The sequence below is a fragment of the Mannheimia haemolytica genome (assembly GCF_004342115.1).
GTDB lineage: Bacteria > Pseudomonadota > Gammaproteobacteria > Enterobacterales > Pasteurellaceae > Mannheimia > Mannheimia haemolytica.
The window spans coordinates 14,980-32,719 of sequence record NZ_SMAC01000010.1; the positions used below are offsets into that span (position 1 = coordinate 14,980).

The 17,740-nt window shown below is 41.0% G+C and carries 12 protein-coding genes and 1 pseudogene; 10 read left to right on the plus strand and 3 right to left on the minus strand.

Annotated elements, in window-relative coordinates; genetic code table 11:
• Positions 1–35 precede the first annotated feature (35 nt).
• Positions 36–809 carry an FNR family transcription factor gene (locus tag EDC41_RS04825; RefSeq protein ID WP_006252800.1) on the minus strand — a complete coding sequence of 258 codons (774 nt, stop codon included), beginning with the start codon at positions 807–809 and terminating at the stop codon, positions 36–38.
• Between the two features lie 230 nt (positions 810–1,039).
• On the opposite strand from EDC41_RS04825, the gene EDC41_RS04830 reads away from it, so the two are divergent.
• From EDC41_RS04830 to EDC41_RS04870, 8 genes and pseudogenes are all read left to right on the plus strand, one after another.
• Positions 1,040–1,465 carry a universal stress protein gene (locus EDC41_RS04830; protein ID WP_006252799.1) on the plus strand — a complete coding sequence of 142 codons (426 nt, stop codon included), beginning with the start codon at positions 1,040–1,042 and terminating at the stop codon, positions 1,463–1,465.
• A 194-nt stretch (positions 1,466–1,659) separates the two neighbouring features.
• A complete protein-coding gene (gene alaS / locus EDC41_RS04835) occupies positions 1,660–4,287 on the plus strand; it encodes an alanine--tRNA ligase (RefSeq protein ID WP_006252798.1) in 2,628 nt (875 codons plus the stop codon).
• An 89-nt stretch (positions 4,288–4,376) separates the two neighbouring features.
• The gene (gene csrA, locus EDC41_RS04840; protein WP_006248142.1) at positions 4,377–4,562 is read left to right on the plus strand and encodes a carbon storage regulator CsrA; all 186 of its coding nucleotides are present in this window, start codon (positions 4,377–4,379) and stop codon (positions 4,560–4,562) included.
• A 135-nt stretch (positions 4,563–4,697) separates the two neighbouring features.
• Positions 4,698–5,585: a UTP--glucose-1-phosphate uridylyltransferase GalU gene (galU, locus tag EDC41_RS04845; RefSeq protein WP_020824090.1), complete on the plus strand. Its 888-nt coding sequence runs from the start codon at positions 4,698–4,700 to the stop codon at positions 5,583–5,585.
• Between the two features lie 257 nt (positions 5,586–5,842).
• A complete protein-coding gene (mukF, locus tag EDC41_RS04850; RefSeq protein WP_006248140.1) occupies positions 5,843–7,186 on the plus strand; it encodes a chromosome partition protein MukF in 1,344 nt (447 codons plus the stop codon).
• A 48-nt stretch (positions 7,187–7,234) separates the two neighbouring features.
• Entirely contained in the window at positions 7,235–7,951 is a 717-nt protein-coding gene (gene mukE, locus EDC41_RS04855) for a chromosome partition protein MukE (protein WP_020824088.1), read from the plus strand.
• A gap of 175 nt (positions 7,952–8,126) precedes the next feature.
• Positions 8,127–12,587: a chromosome partition protein MukB gene (gene mukB / locus EDC41_RS04860; RefSeq protein WP_006251536.1), complete on the plus strand. Its 4,461-nt coding sequence runs from the start codon at positions 8,127–8,129 to the stop codon at positions 12,585–12,587.
• 152 nt (positions 12,588–12,739) lie between these two features.
• Positions 12,740–13,654: pseudogene (locus EDC41_RS04870) on the plus strand (MFS transporter).
• A gap of 66 nt (positions 13,655–13,720) precedes the next feature.
• Here the strand turns inward: EDC41_RS04870 and EDC41_RS04875 are convergent.
• Together EDC41_RS04875 and EDC41_RS04880 are read right to left on the minus strand one after the other, a co-directional pair.
• A complete protein-coding gene (locus EDC41_RS04875) occupies positions 13,721–15,454 on the minus strand; it encodes a DUF3413 domain-containing protein (protein ID WP_006253659.1) in 1,734 nt (577 codons plus the stop codon).
• 4 nt (positions 15,455–15,458) lie between these two features.
• A complete protein-coding gene (locus EDC41_RS04880) occupies positions 15,459–15,680 on the minus strand; it encodes a YejL family protein (protein ID WP_006248136.1) in 222 nt (73 codons plus the stop codon).
• 268 nt (positions 15,681–15,948) lie between these two features.
• Between EDC41_RS04880 and EDC41_RS04885 the strand changes: the two genes are divergently transcribed.
• Positions 15,949–16,491 (plus strand): TetR/AcrR family transcriptional regulator, encoded by a 543-nt coding sequence (locus EDC41_RS04885; RefSeq protein ID WP_115262407.1) that lies wholly within the window; start codon positions 15,949–15,951, stop codon positions 16,489–16,491.
• A gap of 30 nt (positions 16,492–16,521) precedes the next feature.
• The gene (locus EDC41_RS04890; protein ID WP_006248134.1) at positions 16,522–17,727 is read left to right on the plus strand and encodes an efflux RND transporter periplasmic adaptor subunit; all 1,206 of its coding nucleotides are present in this window, start codon (positions 16,522–16,524) and stop codon (positions 17,725–17,727) included.
• Positions 17,728–17,740 lie beyond the last annotated feature (13 nt).

Here is a 17,740-nt window from a genome sequence, read left to right on the forward strand (position 1 = left end):
GAACGAGGTCTCAAAAAGGGATTTGGTAAGATAAATTAAGCGGTAGTTTGAGCAATAATATTTTGCTGCGGTTTGATTGCCCCGGCTAATTTGGCTAATTCTTCCATACGGTTAATAATAATATATTTTCCTTGTACTGAAATCATACCGCTTTTTTGGAAACGCCCTAATAAACGGCTGATAGTTTCAATGGTTAAACCAAGATAATTGCCGATATCTCCACGGGTCATAGTTAGACGGAACTCTTTTACAGAGAAACCACGGGCTGAGTAACGTTGGGAAAGATTATACAAAAATGCAGCTAGTTTTTCTTCCGCATTCATTTTTGAGAGCAATAGAATCATTTCTTGATCGCTTTTAATTTCATTACTCATCAAACGCATAATTTGATGGCGAATTTTTGGCATTTTGCCGGCAAGATCATCTAAAATATCGAATGGAATCTCACAAATCATTGAGGTTTCGAGTGCTTGAGCATAGCTTTCGTGCTGCATATTGGTAATTGCATCAAAGCCAATCAGATCGCCAGGTAAATGGAAACCGGTAATTTGCTCTTCACCACTTTCACTTAAGGTATAGGCTTTTAATGTCCCAGAACGGATAGCATAAAGCGAACGCAGTTCATCACCTGACTTAAAAATAACTTGCGATTTTTGAATCGGTTTTTTACGCTCAATAATATTATCTAGTTGAGTTAATTCCGTTTCATTAAGAGTAAAAGGTAAGCATAGTTGGCTAATACTGCAATTTTGACAATGAATTGTGCAAGTATGACGTCCGCTTGTTTTAGGTTCTGATACAATTTTCATCCATTCAACCTTAAATTAGAAAAGTATTCCTAAATTTGATTTAGAACAAAGTTTACCATTAAATTTACATGAAGCAAAGTATACCAAGGAAAAATAAAAATACTTACAAAGAGGTATGAAAAATATAATCAAATTTTTATTTTTGAGATCTACTTCAAGTTTTTATCAAAAAGAGTGTGTTAGTATGTTTATACACAAAGTAAACAACTCTCACAAGCAAGGAGCATATTATGTATAAACATATCTTAGTTGCAGTGGATCTTTCTGAAGAAAGTCTTGTTTTAGTGCGTAAGGGGGCTGCGTTAGCAGAAAAATGCGGAGCTAAACTTTCCCTCATTCACGTTGATGTTAATTTTTCGGATCTCTATACAGGATTAATTGATATTAATATGTCTTCGGTACAAGACAGTGTTGTTGAAGAAACAAATACGGCACTGGCTGAACTTGCCTCAAAAGTAAATTATCCTGTATCTGAATGTTTAAACGGAACGGGAGATTTTAGTCAAGTTTTGGAAGAGGCCGTAGAAAAACACAATGTCGATTTACTCATCACTGGCCATCATCAGGACTTCTGGAGTAAATTTATGTCTTCAACTCGTCAAGTCATGAATAATATCACTGTTGATATGCTGGTTGTGCCATTAGCAGATGAATAGCAAGAAAATGAATGAAAAATAACCGCTTGAGACAGTTTATCTGTCTTACAAGCGGTTATTTTTTTGGGAAAATTTACAAAAATTATTTAATTGAAAAAATAAGTAGCATATAGCTCCCCCAATAGCATAAAAAATGTGTAAAATAGCAAGATAACTAAATGTTTAACTTCTATTTACAAAAAGAGTGATTTTTAATGAAAACAACTTCAGATATCAGACAATCTTTTCTAGAGTTTTTCCAAACTAAAGGACATACGATTGTTCCAAGCAGCTCTCTTGTTCCCGAGAATGATCCGACATTATTATTTACCAATGCGGGCATGAACCAATTCAAAGATGTTTTTCTTGGGTTAGAAAAACGCCCTTATAGCAGAGCGACTACGGCACAACGTTGTGTACGTGCAGGTGGTAAACACAATGATTTAGAAAACGTAGGTTATACCGCTCGCCATCATACTTTTTTTGAAATGATGGGGAATTTCAGCTTTGGTGATTACTTCAAGCAAGATGCAATCAAATTCGGTTGGGAGTTTTTAACTTCTCCACAATGGCTTGGCTTACCAAAAGAAAAATTATATGTAACTGTGTATGAAACTGATGATGAAGCCTACGATATTTGGCATAAAGAAGTAGGTGTACCATCGGAACATATTATTCGCATTGGCGATAATAAAGGCGCACCTTATGCTTCAGATAACTTCTGGGCGATGGGCGATACCGGCCCTTGTGGCCCTTGTACCGAGATTTTCTATGATCACGGGCCTGAACATTGGGGTGGCTTACCGGGTAGCCCAGAAGAAGATGGCGACCGCTATATTGAGGTATGGAATATTGTATTTATGCAGTTCAATCGTTTAGCAGACGGTACGATGGAAAAACTGCCTAAGCCTTCTGTAGATACAGGGATGGGGTTAGAACGTATGACTGCGGTAATGCAACACGTAAACTCCAACTACGAAACGGATATTTTCCAAACTTTAATTAAAGAAGTCGCTACTTTGCTTAATGTGAAAGATTTAGATAATAAATCTTTACGTGTAGTGGCAGACCATATTCGTGCTTGTTCCTATCTGATTGCCGATGGTGTTTTACCTTCAAATGAAGGAAGAGGCTATGTATTACGCCGTATTATCCGCCGTGCGGTTCGTCACGGTAATATTTTGGGTACAAAAGAAGCCTTTTTCTATAAATTGGTGCCAACACTTGCAACGGTAATGGGGCAAGCTGGTGAGGTGCTGACCCAAAAACAAGCGCATATTCAAAAGACACTCAAAGCAGAAGAAGAGCAATTTGCCCGTACTCTTGAGCGTGGATTGAATTTATTAGAAGAAGCATTAGCGAAGGTTGAAAATAACACCTTATCTGGCGAAGTTGCGTTCAAACTTTATGATACTTATGGCTTCCCGTTAGATTTAACCGCAGATGTTTGCCGTGAACGTGATATTAAAATTGACGAAGACGGCTTCAATGCAGAAATGACCGCACAACGTGAGCGTGCGAAAGCCAGCAGTAGCTTTGGCACAGATTATAACAATGTGATTAAAGTGGACAGTAAAACATGCTTTAGTGGATATACTGAAACCAGCTTAAATGATGCTACTGTAATTGGGTTATTTAGTAATGGAAAATCGGTTGAGTCTATTCAATCGGGTGAAAATGCGGTAGTGATTTTAGATAAAACCCCATTCTATGCAGAAATGGGCGGACAAGTGGGAGATAGCGGTCAAATTTCCGCAGAAATTTGCAATTTTGAGGTAGTAGATACGCAAAAATATGGTCAAGTATTCGGGCATATTGGGCAATTAACTTCCGGCTCACTTTCTGTTGGCGACAAAGTTAATACGATCGTAGATAGAGAGCGTCGTCATGCTATTACATTAAACCACAGTGCTACCCACTTACTGCATTCTGCGTTACGCCAAGTGCTAGGCGACCACGTTGCTCAAAAAGGCTCATTAGTGTCAGAAAATATTTTACGTTTTGATATTTCTCAGCCGGAAGCAATTACTAAATCACAACTTGAAGAAGTTGAACGTATCGTGAATGCTAAAGTGCGTGAAAATATTCAGGTAATCATTGAAGAAATGGATATTGAATCTGCAAAAGCGAAAGGTGCAATGGCGTTATTTGGTGAAAAATATGGCGAAGTAGTGCGTGTAGTGGAAATGTCAGATTTCTCGATTGAACTTTGTGGCGGCACACACGTTAAACAAACCGGTGATATTGGCTTATTCAAAATTACCTCTGAAGGTGCGGTAGCAGCAGGTGTACGCCGTATAGAGGCTGTCACTGGTGAAAATGCGATTGCTTGGTTGCATACCTTACAACAAGCCGTTCAACAAAGTGCTGAATTGTTAAAAGCAGACAGTCATTCATTCGTTGAGAAAATTGTTCAATTACAAGAGAAGGCTAAACGTACAGAAAAAGAGCTTCAACAGCTAAAAGATAAACTTGCAGCACAAGCAGGTTCAGATTTAGCCAAACAAGCTACCCAAATCAATGGCGTGAATGTAGTGATTCAACAATTAGAGAATGTTGAACCAAAAGCATTGAGAACGATGGTTGATGACCTAAAAAATCAATTAGGCAGTGCAGTTGTTGTATTTGCGACTACGGCGGAAGATAAAGTCAATTTGATTGTAGGTGTGACCAAAGATTTAACCGATAAAGTCAATGCTGGTCAATTAGTTGGTGCAATGGCTGAAAAAGTGGGAGGTAAAGGGGGCGGACGTCCTGATATGGCAATGGCCGGAGGCTCAGAACCACAACATTTATTGCAGGCATTGTCACTTGCTCAAGAATGGATTACAGCAAAACTTTAAAAATAATAACAAGGCGAGCTGAACTCGCCTTTAAAACTTTACTCTATATTTAAGTATTTATAGAGTTTTTCACTTTTTAGGAGACAATTATGCTTATTCTAACTCGTAAGATTGGGGAAGTTTTACTCGTAGGAGATGATGTTGAGATTACGGTACTCAGCATCCGAGGAAATCAAGTTAAATTAGGTGTGAATGCACCAAAAGAAATCTCTGTACACCGCCGAGAGATTTATGAAAGAATAAAAGCCTCAGTAGAAGAGGAAAATGCGGAATAAGCATTTTAACTGTAAAGCTGCTAGATGATAACAGCGAAGCAGGCAATGCAAAATTTTCTGAAAATTGACCGCTTGTTATGTCTAAGCGGTTTATTTCAGTTATATCTAATATGTTAAGTCATCAAAGGATTCCAAATGAAAGTCATTATTCCTGTTGCTGGATTGGGAACGCGCATGTTACCCGCAACCAAAGCTATTCCAAAAGAAATGCTTACCCTTGCAGATAAACCTCTTATTCAATACATTGTAAATGAATGTGTGGCTGCAGGTTTTAAAGAAATTGTATTGGTTACTCACTCTTCAAAGAATGCTATCGAAAACCATTTTGATACCTCTTTTGAATTGGAAACGATGCTGGAGAAACGAGTAAAACGTCAATTATTAGATGATGTACGTTCTATTGTACCAAAAGATGTTACCTTAATTCACGTTCGCCAAGGGCAAGCCAAAGGTTTAGGTCATGCGGTTCTATGTGGACGAACAGTGGTTGGCGATGAACCGTTTGCGGTTGTATTACCAGATGTATTACTTGGTGAATTTACAGCAAACCAAAAAACGGAAAATTTAGCTGCGATGGTGAAGCGTTTCCAAGAAACCGGATATAGCCAAATTATGGTTGCGCCGGTTCCAATGGAAAATGTAAGTAGCTATGGGGTTGCTGACTGCCATGGTGTAGATATCCCTCTCGGGGGGGCAGCGCCTATTGCGAAAATGGTTGAAAAACCAAGTATTGAAGAGGCGCCTTCTAATTTAGCGGTAGTAGGACGTTATGTATTTTCCTCAAATATTTGGAATTTATTAGAAAAAACGCCAGTAGGCGTAGGTGATGAAATCCAGCTGACGGATGCAATTGATATGTTGATTCACCAAGAAACGGTTGAAGCTTTTCATATGACAGGGCGCTCATTTGATTGTGGTGATAAAGTCGGCTATATGAAAGCATTTGTAGAATATAGTTTAAATCATGACAAATGCGGAAAAGAATTTAAAGCATTTATTAAAGAGTTAGCTAAATCACTCTAAGCCTTAGAGTTTAGACTATGATCTAAGGTCTGATATTCTATTGGATCCAGTCCTTTCTATTTATGGTATCATAAATTAGCGTAGTGATAATAAATTTTCGGATTCATTTACCTTTAAAATACTTTTTGCAAAAAATCACCCATATTTGACCGCTTATATTGTTCATTTCTCTTGTCTGCGTTTTATCCATTCCCATTTTGATTACATTCAGTTACAATAAATACCATTTTTGTATAGAAATTAAAGATTAAGCCCGTATGCAGAACGAATTGGCACAGACTATTCCAGAACTCATCTCTTGGACGAAAGATCGTGAATTTTCACTTTCGCTTTCTTCCGACCGCTTAGCGTTTCTACTTGCTATCTCTATTTATAACCAAGAACAGACAGATGGTGAATTGTTAGAAAGTGATCTTATTGATCTTTTCCGTTATGTTTCAAATTCGTTTGAGCAATCTGATGCCACTTTTACCCAGCGTGCCAATAATGCGATTAATGATTTAGTCAGACAACGGTTGTTAAACCGTTTTAGTAGCGAATTTACGGAAGGTTTGGCGATTTATCGTGTTACGCCGTTAGGGGTGGGAATTTCAAATTATTACGTTCGCCAGCGGGAATTTTCTACCCTGCGTTTATCGATTCAACTTTCGATTGTGGCAGATGAAATTCAGCGAGCTTCAGTAGCAGCGGAAGAGGGAATAGAGCAGGCACAAGATGAACGTTTTTGGCGAAATAATGTGTTTGCCCCATTGAAATATTCGGTGGCCGAAATCTTTGACAGCATCGATCTTTCACAACGGATTATGGACGAAAATCAGCACCAAATCCGTGAACGAATAGCCGAACTGCTTAGCCAAAACTGGCACGAAGCAATTATGAGTTGTGAGCAATTGTTAGACGAAACCTCGGGGAATTTGCGTGAGTTGCAAGATACCTTAAATGCCGCTGGTGATAAACTGCAAGCTCAATTATTGCGGATTCAAAGTTGCCTGATGGCTCGTAATGATTTGGATTTTATCGATCAGCTGATTGTGAATCTACAAAATAAGTTAGACCGTATTATCAGCTGGGGACAACAAGCTATCGATCTTTGGATCGGCTATGACCGCCATGTGCATAAATTTATTCGTACAGCGATTGATATGGACAAAAACCGTGTATTCGGGCAACGGTTACGCCAATCGATTCAAGATTATTACAACAGCCCTTGGTTGCTTTATACTGCAAAAGCCGATTCGTTACTGGACTTGCGTGATGATGAAGCAATGTTAAATGAGGCAGAATCGGTGGGCGAGTTGCCAAGTGAGTTAGAGTATGAGTCGCTTTCAGATGTGCAAGAGCAAATTGTTTCGGCAATGCAAGCTCATTTAGCGCCGTTCCGTGCTGAAGGTAAACCGATAGATTTAGGCGTTATCTTGCGTGAACAGCTTGCCCGATTCCCGGAATCCCGCCATTTTGACGTGGCTCGTATTATTGTCGATCAAGCTGTTAAGTTAGGTATGGCAAGCCAAGATAGCCAAGCCGTTTACCCACAATGGCAGCCGATTAACGAGCAAGGGGCGGAAGTGCAGGCGAATGTTATCGACCAATACAATAAATAACAAGCGGTCGTTTTTACCCAGAATTTTGCAAAATTGAAGAGAATGACAATGACAGAGAATATCCAAGATTTCATTTCCCCGAAACTGGCACTTGCGATTGCCAACCCGATTTTTCCGGAGCTAGACAGCCAATTACGAGCCGGTCGCCATATCAATACCGAGCAGCTTGACCAACACGTCTTTTTGATGGATTTTCAAGCGGAACTAGAGAGTTTTTACCGCCGTTATCACGTTGAGTTGATTCGAGCACCGGAAGGCTTTTTCTACCTACGCCCGAAAGCCTCGACACTAATTGCCCGTTCGGCAATGTCAGAAATGGAAATGTTAGTGGGTAAGGTGTTGTGCTACCTCTATTTAAGTCCGGAACGTTTGGCTCAGCAGGGGATTTTCAGCCAAGATGATGTGTATGAAGAATTACTCAGTCTTGCCGATGAAAGCAAATTATTAAAAGCGGTAAACCCACGTTCGACCGGTTCCGATTTAGACCGTGCCAAGCTGGCAGAAAAAGTCGGCGGAGCGTTACGCAGATTAGCCCGTATCGGCATTATTACCCGAGTAGGCGAGCAAAACAGCAAAAAATTTGTGATTTCAGAATCGGTCTTCCGTTTTGGGGCTGATGTGCGTACCGGTGATGACCCAAGAGAGGCACAGCTTCGCTTAATTCGTGATGGTGAAGCGACAACCCCTGCGTTGTTAAACGAACAAGCGGTTGAAATAGATGAAAATATTGCAGATGAAGCCCCCTTTGACGGAGAAAATGAGTGATTTCATTCGAATAGATTCAGCATTTAATGAGTCTGCCCTAGACACGGTAAAGCCGAACTAGGTTAAGCATAAAGCAGCCCTCCAAGGCTGAGGTTGCGATTAGAGTAGCGGAGCTACTCACCTATACCTAACCTAGTACGCTTTAGCGTGCTAGGACAATTAGTGAGAAAACATAATGATTGATACCACAGAATTGCAAAATAATCCTCAAATTGCACCGCTTGCACGCCCGAATGATGTACAACGCGGTAAATTTCTCTCTTTAACGCTGATTAACTGGAACGGTTTTTTTGCTCGAACCTTTGATTTAGATGACTTAGTGACCACGCTTTCAGGCGGTAACGGGGCAGGTAAGTCTACCACAATGGCAGGGTTTGTGACCGTCTTGATCCCAGATTTAACCTTGCTTAATTTCCGTAATACGACTGAAGCAGGCTCAACCGCCGGTTCTCGTGATAAAGGCTTATACGGTAAGTTAAAAGCGGGTGTTTGCTATGCGGTGTTAGAGTCATTCAATTCCCGTGGGCAACGGATTATTACCGGCGTGCGTTTGCAACAAATTGTCGGACGGGATAAAAAAGTCGATATTCGTTCGTTCTCGCTCCAGAATATTCCTCAAGAGCAAAGCATTATCAGCCTACTGACCGAACAAGTGGGGAATAAGGCTCGAGTGCTGGCGTTAAATGAACTCAAAGATCAATTTGAGAACAGCGAAGTCCAATTCAAACAGTACCATTCGATTACTGATTACCACAGTTTTATGTTCGATTTGGGCGTAATCCCAAAACGCCTTCGTTCGGCAGCCGACCGTAGCAAATTCTACAAATTAATCGAAGCCTCGCTTTATGGTGGTATTTCAAGTGTGATCACCAAATCCTTGCGTGATTACTTGTTGCCGGAAAATACGGGCGTTCGCCAAGCGTTCCAAGATATGGAATCCGCTCTGCGTGAAAACCGTATGACCTTAGAGGCGATTAAGGTCACGCAATCGGATCGGGATATGTTCAAACGCTTAATTACCGAATCGACCAATTATGTGTCGGCGGATTATATGCGTAATGCGAATGAACGCCGTGGCAATGTACAACAAGCCTTAGAGCAACGCAAAGAGTGGTATGCGGCAAAATCCAAAATTTTGCTCGAACAGCAACGCTTTGTGGAATTTAGCCGTGAAAGTGCGGATATTGCCGAAGCAGAGCAGGCGTTAGAGGCGGATTACAATAGTGCGAACGATCATCTAAATTTAGTGATGAATGCGTTACGCCACCAAGAGAAAATCGAACGCTACCAAGACGAAGTTGAAGAGCTGAATATTAAGCTGGAAGAACAGCAAGAGGCATTGGAAGAAATTGCGGAAATTGCCGAAAATGCTCAGGCTCGTGCGGATGAGGCAGATGATTACGTTGAAGAATTGCGTTCTCAAATGGCGGATTACCAACAAGCCTTAGATGCACAGCAAACTCGTGCATTGCAATACCAACAAGCGGTGAATGCGTTAGAAAAAGCCAAACAGCTAACCGGCTTAGTGAATTTAGATTTAAATAATATTGAAGATTACCACGCAGAATTTGTGGCTCAAGCCGAAGATCTTACCGATCAAGTATTTGAGCTGGAACAACGTTTAAGCGTGTCGGATATGGCGAAAACCCAATTTGAAAAAGCGTTTGAATCGGTTTGCAAAATTTCCGGTGAAATTGACCGCTTGCAAGCGTGGGAAGAGGCTCGTGCGTTACTTTCTGCCTTCCCTGAGCAAAAAATGCAAGCTCAGCAAGCGGTGAGTTTACGTCAAAAACTCAACGATTTAGAACAGCGTTTGCAACAACAGCAAAATGCCCAGCGTTTAGTGGCGGAATTTAACCAAAAATCGCAACAACAACTCAATTCAGCGGAAGAATTAGACGCCTATTTTGAAGAGCAGCAAGCTCGCCTAGAAGATTTAGAGGCAGAGCTTTCGGACTTTGTAGAACAACGTTCAACCCAACGCCAACAACGTGAACAGCTTAATCAACAATATCAGCAATTAGCGAAGAATGCACCGGCTTGGCATACGGCACAATCGGCTCTGACTCGTTTAGAAGAGCAATGTGGCGAGAAGTTTGAAGCCAGCCAATCAGTGATGCAGTTTATGCAAAATATGCTGAGCAAAGAGCGTGAAGCCACCCTTGCTCGTGATGAATTGGCTCGTAAAGAACAACTGCTTGATGAGCAAATTAATCGCTTAAGCCAGCCGGACGGCTCGGAAGACGCCCGCTTAAACCAGTTGGCAGAACGTTTTGGTGGAGTGTTACTCTCTGAGTTATATGATGATGTATCAATTGAAGATGCGCCTTATTTCTCCGCCTTATACGGCGAGGCTCGCCACGCTATTGTAGTGCGTGATTTAGAGGCGGTTAAAACACAGCTAGAGAAATTAGACGATTGCCCAAGTGATCTTTATTTAATTGAAGGTGATCCGTCCGCCTTTGACGATGCGGTATTTAGTGCCGAGGAATTAGGCGAAGGCGTGGTGGTGAAAGTCTCCGATCGCCAATGGCGTTATTCTAAATTCCCTGAAGTGCCGTTATTCGGACGTGCTGCTCGTGAAAAACATTTAGCGACTTTAAAAGCAGAGCGTGATGAAACCGCAGAAAAACACGCTGAACGTGCCTTTGATGTGCAGAAATGCCAGCGTTTACATCAACACTTAAGCCAATTTATCGGCACGCACTTAAATTTAGCGTTCCAAGAAAACCCTGAAATGTTAATGCAAGAGATTGCGGCAGAACGGGCAGAAATTGAACGTGAATTGGCACAATCAGCCGGTAACGAACAGCAATTACGTCACCAATTAGAAAGCGTAAAAGCCCAGTTGCAAATGTTGAATAAAATTCTACCGCTTGCGAATTTATTAGCCGATGAAACGCTGGAAGCACGAGCGGAGGAATGTCGTGAGCAATTAGAATTGGCAGAAGAAGATGAAATGTTTATCCGCCAATTTGGAGCAACATTAAGCCAACTTGAGCCGATTGCAGCCGCATTAAAAAGTGATCCGGCTTTATTTGAACAGTTGGAAGCCGATTACCGCCGTTCAGTTGCCGAGCAAAAAGTGTTACAGCAAAAAGTGTTCAGCTTGGCTGATGTAATGAATCGCCGCCTCCATTTTAGCTATCAAGAAACGGTGGGTACAGAAGGCTCTGCATTAACCGAACAGCTACGCCAACGTTTGGAAAATGCACAACGTGAGCGTGAACAGGCTCGTGATCAGCTGCGTCAAGCTCAAGCTCAACTTTCACAATATAACCAAGTATTGACCGGCTTACGCAGTTCTTATGAGGCGAAAAACCAAATGCTACAAGAGTTAATTCGTGAAATTGACGATTTGGGCGTGCGTGGTGATAGCGGAGCGGAAGAGCGAGCCAGATTCCGCCGTGATGAATTGCAACAACGTTTAAGCCAGCAACGTTCCCGCAAAGGTTATTTAGATAAACAAATTGCGGTGATCGAGGCGGAAATGGATAACCTTAACCGCACCTTACGTAAAGCCGAACGTGATTATCATACACAACGTGAATTGGTGGTGCAGGCAAAAGCCAGCTGGTGTATTGTGCAACGTTTATCTCGTAACAGCGATGTGGAAAAACGTTTAAATCGCCGTGAATTGGCTTATCAATCGGCTGAAGAATTACGTTCGATTTCGGATAAAGCTCTCGGGGCATTACGCACCGCCGTGGCGGATAATGAATACCTACGTGATAGCTTGCGGGCTTCTGAAGATAGTCGCAAGCCGGAAAACAAAGTGGCGTTCTTTATTGCGGTTTATCAGCATTTGCGTGAGCGGATTCGCCAAGACATTATCAAAACCGATGATCCGATTGATGCGATTGAGCAGATGGAAATCGAGCTTTCACGCTTAACCAATGAATTAACCGGTCGTGAGAAAAAACTGGCGATCAGTGCGGAAAGTGTGGCAAATATTTTACGTAAAACCATTCAGCGTGAACAACAACGCATTTTGCAACTGAACCAAGGTTTACAAAATATTGCATTCGGTCAGGTAAAAGGGGTGCGTTTGGTGGTGAATATCCGAGATACGCACGCTATTTTACTCAATGCGTTATCCAATAATCGTGAGGAACACAAAGATTTATTCGACAGCCAAAAACTGAGCTTCTCCGAAGCCTTAGCGATGTTGTATAAACGGGTGAACCCTCATATTGAGATGGGGCAACGTACACCACAGACCATTGGTGAAGAGTTATTGGATTACCGTAACTACTTAGATTTAGAAGTGGAAACCTTCCGTGGTGCAGACGGCTGGATGCGTGCAGAAAGTAGTGCATTATCGACCGGTGAGGCGATCGGTACAGGTATGTCGATTCTCTTAATGGTAGTTCAAAGCTGGGAAGAAGAAGCTCGCCGTATGCGTGCCAAAGATATTCTACCGGCTCGCTTATTGTTCTTAGATGAAGCGGCTCGATTAGATGCTACCTCAATTAATACGCTATTTGAACTCTGCGAACGTTTGGATATGCAGTTATTAATTGCAGCCCCTGAAAATATTAGCCCTGAACGAGGCACAACTTATAAATTGGTGCGTAAAATCACCAATAACCAAGAGTATGTTCACGTTGTTGGTTTAAAAGGCTTTGCTAAATAAAACTTAGCACTTTAATCTAAATATGTATAAAAAGATTGTTGATGGAAACATTGGCAATCTTTTTATTTTCAGAAATTTGGAAATTTGATTTTGTTTTTACATTTATTTTTAAAATTTTGAAAATAAATGTGTTTTTCTCGGATTTAATTAATATGAAACTTGCTCGAAAAGCTCAACGGAGATTATCGTTCCTTAGAGTATTTAGTCTTGCCTTTGCGGCTTTTATAGTAAACACCACCGAATTTATTCCTATTGCATTGCTTTCAGACATTGCAAGCAGTTTCCAAATGGAGCCTTCATCGGCAGGCATTATGATGACGGTTTATGCGTGGGTGGTATTTTTATTATCGTTACCGTTGATGTTACTCACGGCGAATATGGAAAGAAAACGGCTGTTGCTGATGTTATTTATGGGCGAATGATCGGGCAAGCCTTAGGCTGGCGGGCAACCTTTGGCATTATTGGGATTATCGCTTTGATTGTGCTAATGATGATTTGGCGGTTGCTGCCTTATTTACCAAGCAAAAATGCAGGCTCGATAAAAAGTTTGCCTTTGTTATTTAAACGCCCGATGTTAATCGGCATTTATTTGCTGGTGGCATTGATCGTTTCAGGACATTTTACCGCTTACAGCTATATTGAGCCGTTTATGATTAAAATCAGTTCGGTGAGTGTGGAAAACACCACCTTTATTTTGCTGGTTTTTGGCTTGGCAGGTGTGGTGGCAAGTTTTTTATTTGGTCGGTTATATGGCAAAGCCCCGAATAAATTTATCTTAAGCGGGATCGCCATTATTATGTGCAGCCAGCTTTGTTTACTGTTTTTGAGTGACTCAACAGTGGCAATGTTTATGGTCGCTTTTGTCTGGGGAATTGGCATTACCGGAATGAGCATTGCGTTGCAAATGAAGGTGCTTGAACTTGCCCCTGATGCGACTGATGTCGCAACTGCAATTTTTTCCGGCACTTATAATTTAGGCATTGGCGGTGGAGCATTACTGGGGAGCAGCTTTTGTAGCAATGGTTTGGTTTGTATTTGTTAGCTTGAAATATAGACAGCTCAGATAGTGACAAGCGGTCATATTTTGCTGAAATTTTGCAAATTTTCCTGCAAAAATGACCGCTTGTTGAACATTACTTTTCAATAAATTGATTGCTTTGTTGAATCATTTGTAAGAACAACGCTAATGGTGGTCGAGCATCTTTCTCGTGTTCGCCATTGCTGTTAAAGTGCTTAAAGTTGCCTTTACGATCAATTTGATATTGATCGCCATTCGGCATAATCGCCACATTCCATTTGTGATTAGAACTGGATACCCATAAACGTTGGTTCTGGGTGCTTAAATCCATACCTTGTGCATAATCATTCAGCGGATTTTGCACGCCGAAGAATTGGCTCAGTAAGGTTGGCATAATATCTAAATGGCTTGAAAGGAAATGGTACTCTTTGCTTTCGCCTTGCCAGTAGAACATCATCGGCACTTGAATGTGTTGTTTATCGAAGCTATTTTCTGCTCCAACTTCATTACTAATATCGGCGGTAATGATTACCAGCGTATTCGCCAATAGTGCATTTTGGGTCAAATGTTGCCAGATTTCAGCGAATTGCCAATCTAATAATTTTGCCTGCTCTTGAGCGGTGTGGGCGAAGGGCATTCTTAAGTCTAAATAACTAAAGAACGGATTTTCCAATGAGCGAGAGCTGATCCAGTTTTTCCATTGCCCAATCGCCCCTACATTACTGTGCGCCGTAGGCAATAAAATACCAGAGAAGATCGCCTGATGATAAATCGGGTCGGCAAAACCATTATGTGAAAACAGCCCTAATTGATAGTCCGATTTTCTAGCGATTTCGATAAGCGGTGACACGGTTTTATCGGCTAAAACGGAATCCAAATATTTACCGCTTAAACTGTAAAATAGACCTAATGCACCGGCAGAGGCTGAATCACCACTACTGTAATGCTGCATAAAGCGGTGGCTTTGTTGGCTGATTTCTGTCAGCTTAGGCATTGTTTCGGCATTTATTATCTGTTTAGATAAACCTGATAAATTAATCAGTAAAATATTAGTTGAGGGCGTTTTGGTCGCAATCAAGGGAGATTTTGGATAATTCAGATAGAAAGTATCTAGTCTGCCACTTTCTTCAATTTCTTGATTAAATTCTACTCGGTCAATAAAACCGTGTTTTTCTAAGAAATTACGAGCCGTCATCGGGTAAGAAAGTGGGTAGTTTGCTCGTTGAGCGGTAATCGGGCGGTAGGCATTCATATCTGCCCACGCATAGATTAAATGAGTAGCGGTAAAGCTGATCACGAAAAAGAGAGCGACATATTTGCCCCATTTTTGGCGGCTAAAACTACGCAGTTTCTGCCAGCACCAGCGAGAGTAGAGCATTTCTGCCAGCAAAAGGAGTGGCATTGGTACAAACAGCAGTTGCCATTTACGGGTCAGTTCCCCTTCTTCCGGATTAACTAACAGATCCCATACAAGCGGTGATAAATGCAGATAAAATTGCTTGAAGACTTCAGTATCCACCAATAACACGGTTTGCCCGATGGTGGCTAAAATCACGGAAAGCCCACGATAGGTGCGATGATTCTTAACAATAAAACTGAGCGGAAACAGAATTAATAGAAATCCTGCAAAGACCACAAAGCTGAAATGCCCGAACAGGCTGACAAAGAAATAAAGTTTGCCTACAAGCGTGTTCGGCCAGTCTGCATTAAATGCGTAACGAGAGGAAATGAGTAGTGCCAACACAATATTAAATAGTGCAAACCAATGCCCCCACGTGATTTTCTGTGAGGTTTCTTCTCGATATTGGCGAGAATTGGTCGGCAATAAACTGCGTAGGCGTGCAAACATCATCTTATTTGGTTTTTAGTGATTGTTTTAATGCATCGGCAAAGGCATCAGCGAGAGCTTCTCTTTGTGCCGGGCTTTGAATATTTTCAATTAAAATGTTAGTTATCATATTGCCTAATGCCATTAACGATAAATCCACCGGTGCTTTATGCTTTTCTATGGTGGCGATGAGGTCAGCCAATAGCTGCTCAAATTGTTTGGTGTGGTATTTAGATTTCGTTGCCATATTGAAATAAAGATGATCCTATAATTAGGTACAAATAGTAGCACAAAAATAATAATAAAGTAGCGTTAAGCGTTATTGTTTGAGTGATTTTTGCAAAGTTTTAGCCAAAAATGACCGCTTGTTCAATAAATGAGGAATTTTGCAACTATTTTATTTTAATTTGATAGGTGTTTTCTGCTTTCTTTTTTCATAAAAAAAGCTAAAATGAACGGCTGTTCATTATAGGTAAGGAGATAAAATGTCTAGGCGAAGCGAGCCAAAATAAGAGATGGTAAACCGTATTTTATCGGCAACCGAGTCGCTGATTGTGCAAGAAGGTTTGCAAAACCTTTCAATGCGTAGTATTGCAAAAGAAGCAGGGATCGCTTCCGGTACATTATATCTTTACTTTAAAACCAAAGATGATTTATTGCACTCATTGGCTGCCCAATTACTCGAATGTTATAACGGTTATATGCATTTTGAGTTTAAGCCTGAAATGGCGTTATTTGAGCAATATAAAGCGTTGGTCAATAAAAAATGGCAGTTTTTAATCGAGCGTTTAGATTTGGTAAAACAGTTTCAAGCGGTGATAGGGATTGATGAATTGATTCGGGAAACCATAGCTGATGAAACTTCCTTTTGGAATAAATTAATTTTAGAAGGGAAAAAGCAAAGGATTATTGCTGATCTACCTAATGAGTTGCTTTATGGATTAAGCATCGGCACATTGGTGGATATCCAATATCTGCAAAATCTGAATCAAGAAAATCAGTTTGATGGATATTTAGACGAGATTATTTTACGCACTTGGAAAGCAATCACTTTTTAAGTTTCTTTTTATTAGTTTTATGGAGAATGTATGACAACGGAAACACAGAAGCTGGGTAAAGGCAGAAAGTTTTTAATTGTACTCACATTGTTAATCGTATTGATTGTGTTTGCTGCAATCGTAGGGTTACAAAAAATCGGGGCAATGAAAAAAGCCGAAGCAGCGGCAAATATGCCGGAGGCGGTGAGCGAAGTTACTGCTATGCAAGTGACGACCCAAGAATGGACACCAACCATTTCTGCGGTCGGTTATATTCGCCCAAATCAAGGGGCAATGTTAAGTGCTGAAACTTCAGGCGTGGTTAGCCGTGTTTTGGTCACTTCAGGACAGCGTGTGAAAAAAGGTGATCTGTTAGTAGAATTTGACAGCAGTGTTGAAATTGCTAACTTGAGAGCCTCTGAAGCGCAATTACCGAATGCCAAAGCAAATTTAGAGCGTTACCGTAATCTGATTGCCTCAAACAGTGCTTCTAAAGCCGAGTTTGATAATGCTCAATCTACCTACAACCAATTATTAGCCAATATCGAGGCATTGCGTGCTACGATTAAACGCCGTCAAATTTATGCTCCGTTTAGTGGTTTAGCGGGTATCGTGAATGTGAATGTTGGGCAATACATTACAATGGGTACGGAAATTGTGCGTGTGGAAGATCAATCTTCAATGAAAGTACGTTTTACCTTGCCGCAAACTAATTTAGAGCAAATCTCGATTGGGCAAAAAGTGACAGCCGTAATTGATGCGTTACCGGCACAAACCTTCCCAGCTAAAATTGTGGCTATTGATCCGGCTGTGGATCGTTTAACCGGCTTAATTAATGTGGAAGCGGTGATTGAAGAAGGGCAGGAAAAATTGCTTTCAGGTATGTTTGCCCGCTTAAATGTTGCTTTACCAACAGAAACCGGACAAATCGTCGTACCACAAATTTCTATCGCTTACACTATGTATGGTGAAACGGTATATGTGCTGCAACCATTATCTGATGAAGATAAAGAAATGGTGAACAAAATGGCGGTACAAAACCCAAGTTTAGATGTAAACAAAATGTACCGTGCAAAACAGATGGAAGTGAAAACGGCTGACCGCAAAGGAAACTATTCACAATTATCCAAAGGCGTGAAAGCAGGTGATCTGATTGTAACAGGCGGTTTACAACGTTTAAGTAATAATGCGTTGGTTAAAGTTTCTGATACAGAAGCCGTAGGCATTACCACACCGGCGAAAAACAGTAAACTGTAGTGGAGTGAGTTAA

Excerpts from the sequence above, each read along its gene's own strand:
- EDC41_RS04885 (WP_115262407.1), top strand. The coding sequence starts at position 15,949 with ATGGTAAACCGTATTTTATCGGCAACCGAGTCGCTGATTGTGCAAGAA.
- EDC41_RS04880 (WP_006248136.1), bottom strand. The coding sequence starts at position 15,680 with ATGGCAACGAAATCTAAATACCACACCAAACAATTTGAGCAGCTATTG.
- mukF (WP_006248140.1), top strand. The coding sequence starts at position 5,843 with ATGCAGAACGAATTGGCACAGACTATTCCAGAACTCATCTCTTGGACG.
- mukB (WP_006251536.1), top strand. The coding sequence starts at position 8,127 with ATGATTGATACCACAGAATTGCAAAATAATCCTCAAATTGCACCGCTT.
- EDC41_RS04875 (WP_006253659.1), bottom strand. The coding sequence starts at position 15,454 with ATGTTTGCACGCCTACGCAGTTTATTGCCGACCAATTCTCGCCAATAT.
- mukE (WP_020824088.1), top strand. The coding sequence starts at position 7,235 with ATGACAGAGAATATCCAAGATTTCATTTCCCCGAAACTGGCACTTGCG.
- EDC41_RS04890 (WP_006248134.1), top strand. The coding sequence starts at position 16,522 with ATGACAACGGAAACACAGAAGCTGGGTAAAGGCAGAAAGTTTTTAATT.
- galU (WP_020824090.1), top strand. The coding sequence starts at position 4,698 with ATGAAAGTCATTATTCCTGTTGCTGGATTGGGAACGCGCATGTTACCC.
- alaS (WP_006252798.1), top strand. The coding sequence starts at position 1,660 with ATGAAAACAACTTCAGATATCAGACAATCTTTTCTAGAGTTTTTCCAA.
- csrA (WP_006248142.1), top strand. The coding sequence starts at position 4,377 with ATGCTTATTCTAACTCGTAAGATTGGGGAAGTTTTACTCGTAGGAGAT.
- EDC41_RS04830 (WP_006252799.1), top strand. The coding sequence starts at position 1,040 with ATGTATAAACATATCTTAGTTGCAGTGGATCTTTCTGAAGAAAGTCTT.
- EDC41_RS04825 (WP_006252800.1), bottom strand. The coding sequence starts at position 809 with ATGAAAATTGTATCAGAACCTAAAACAAGCGGACGTCATACTTGCACA.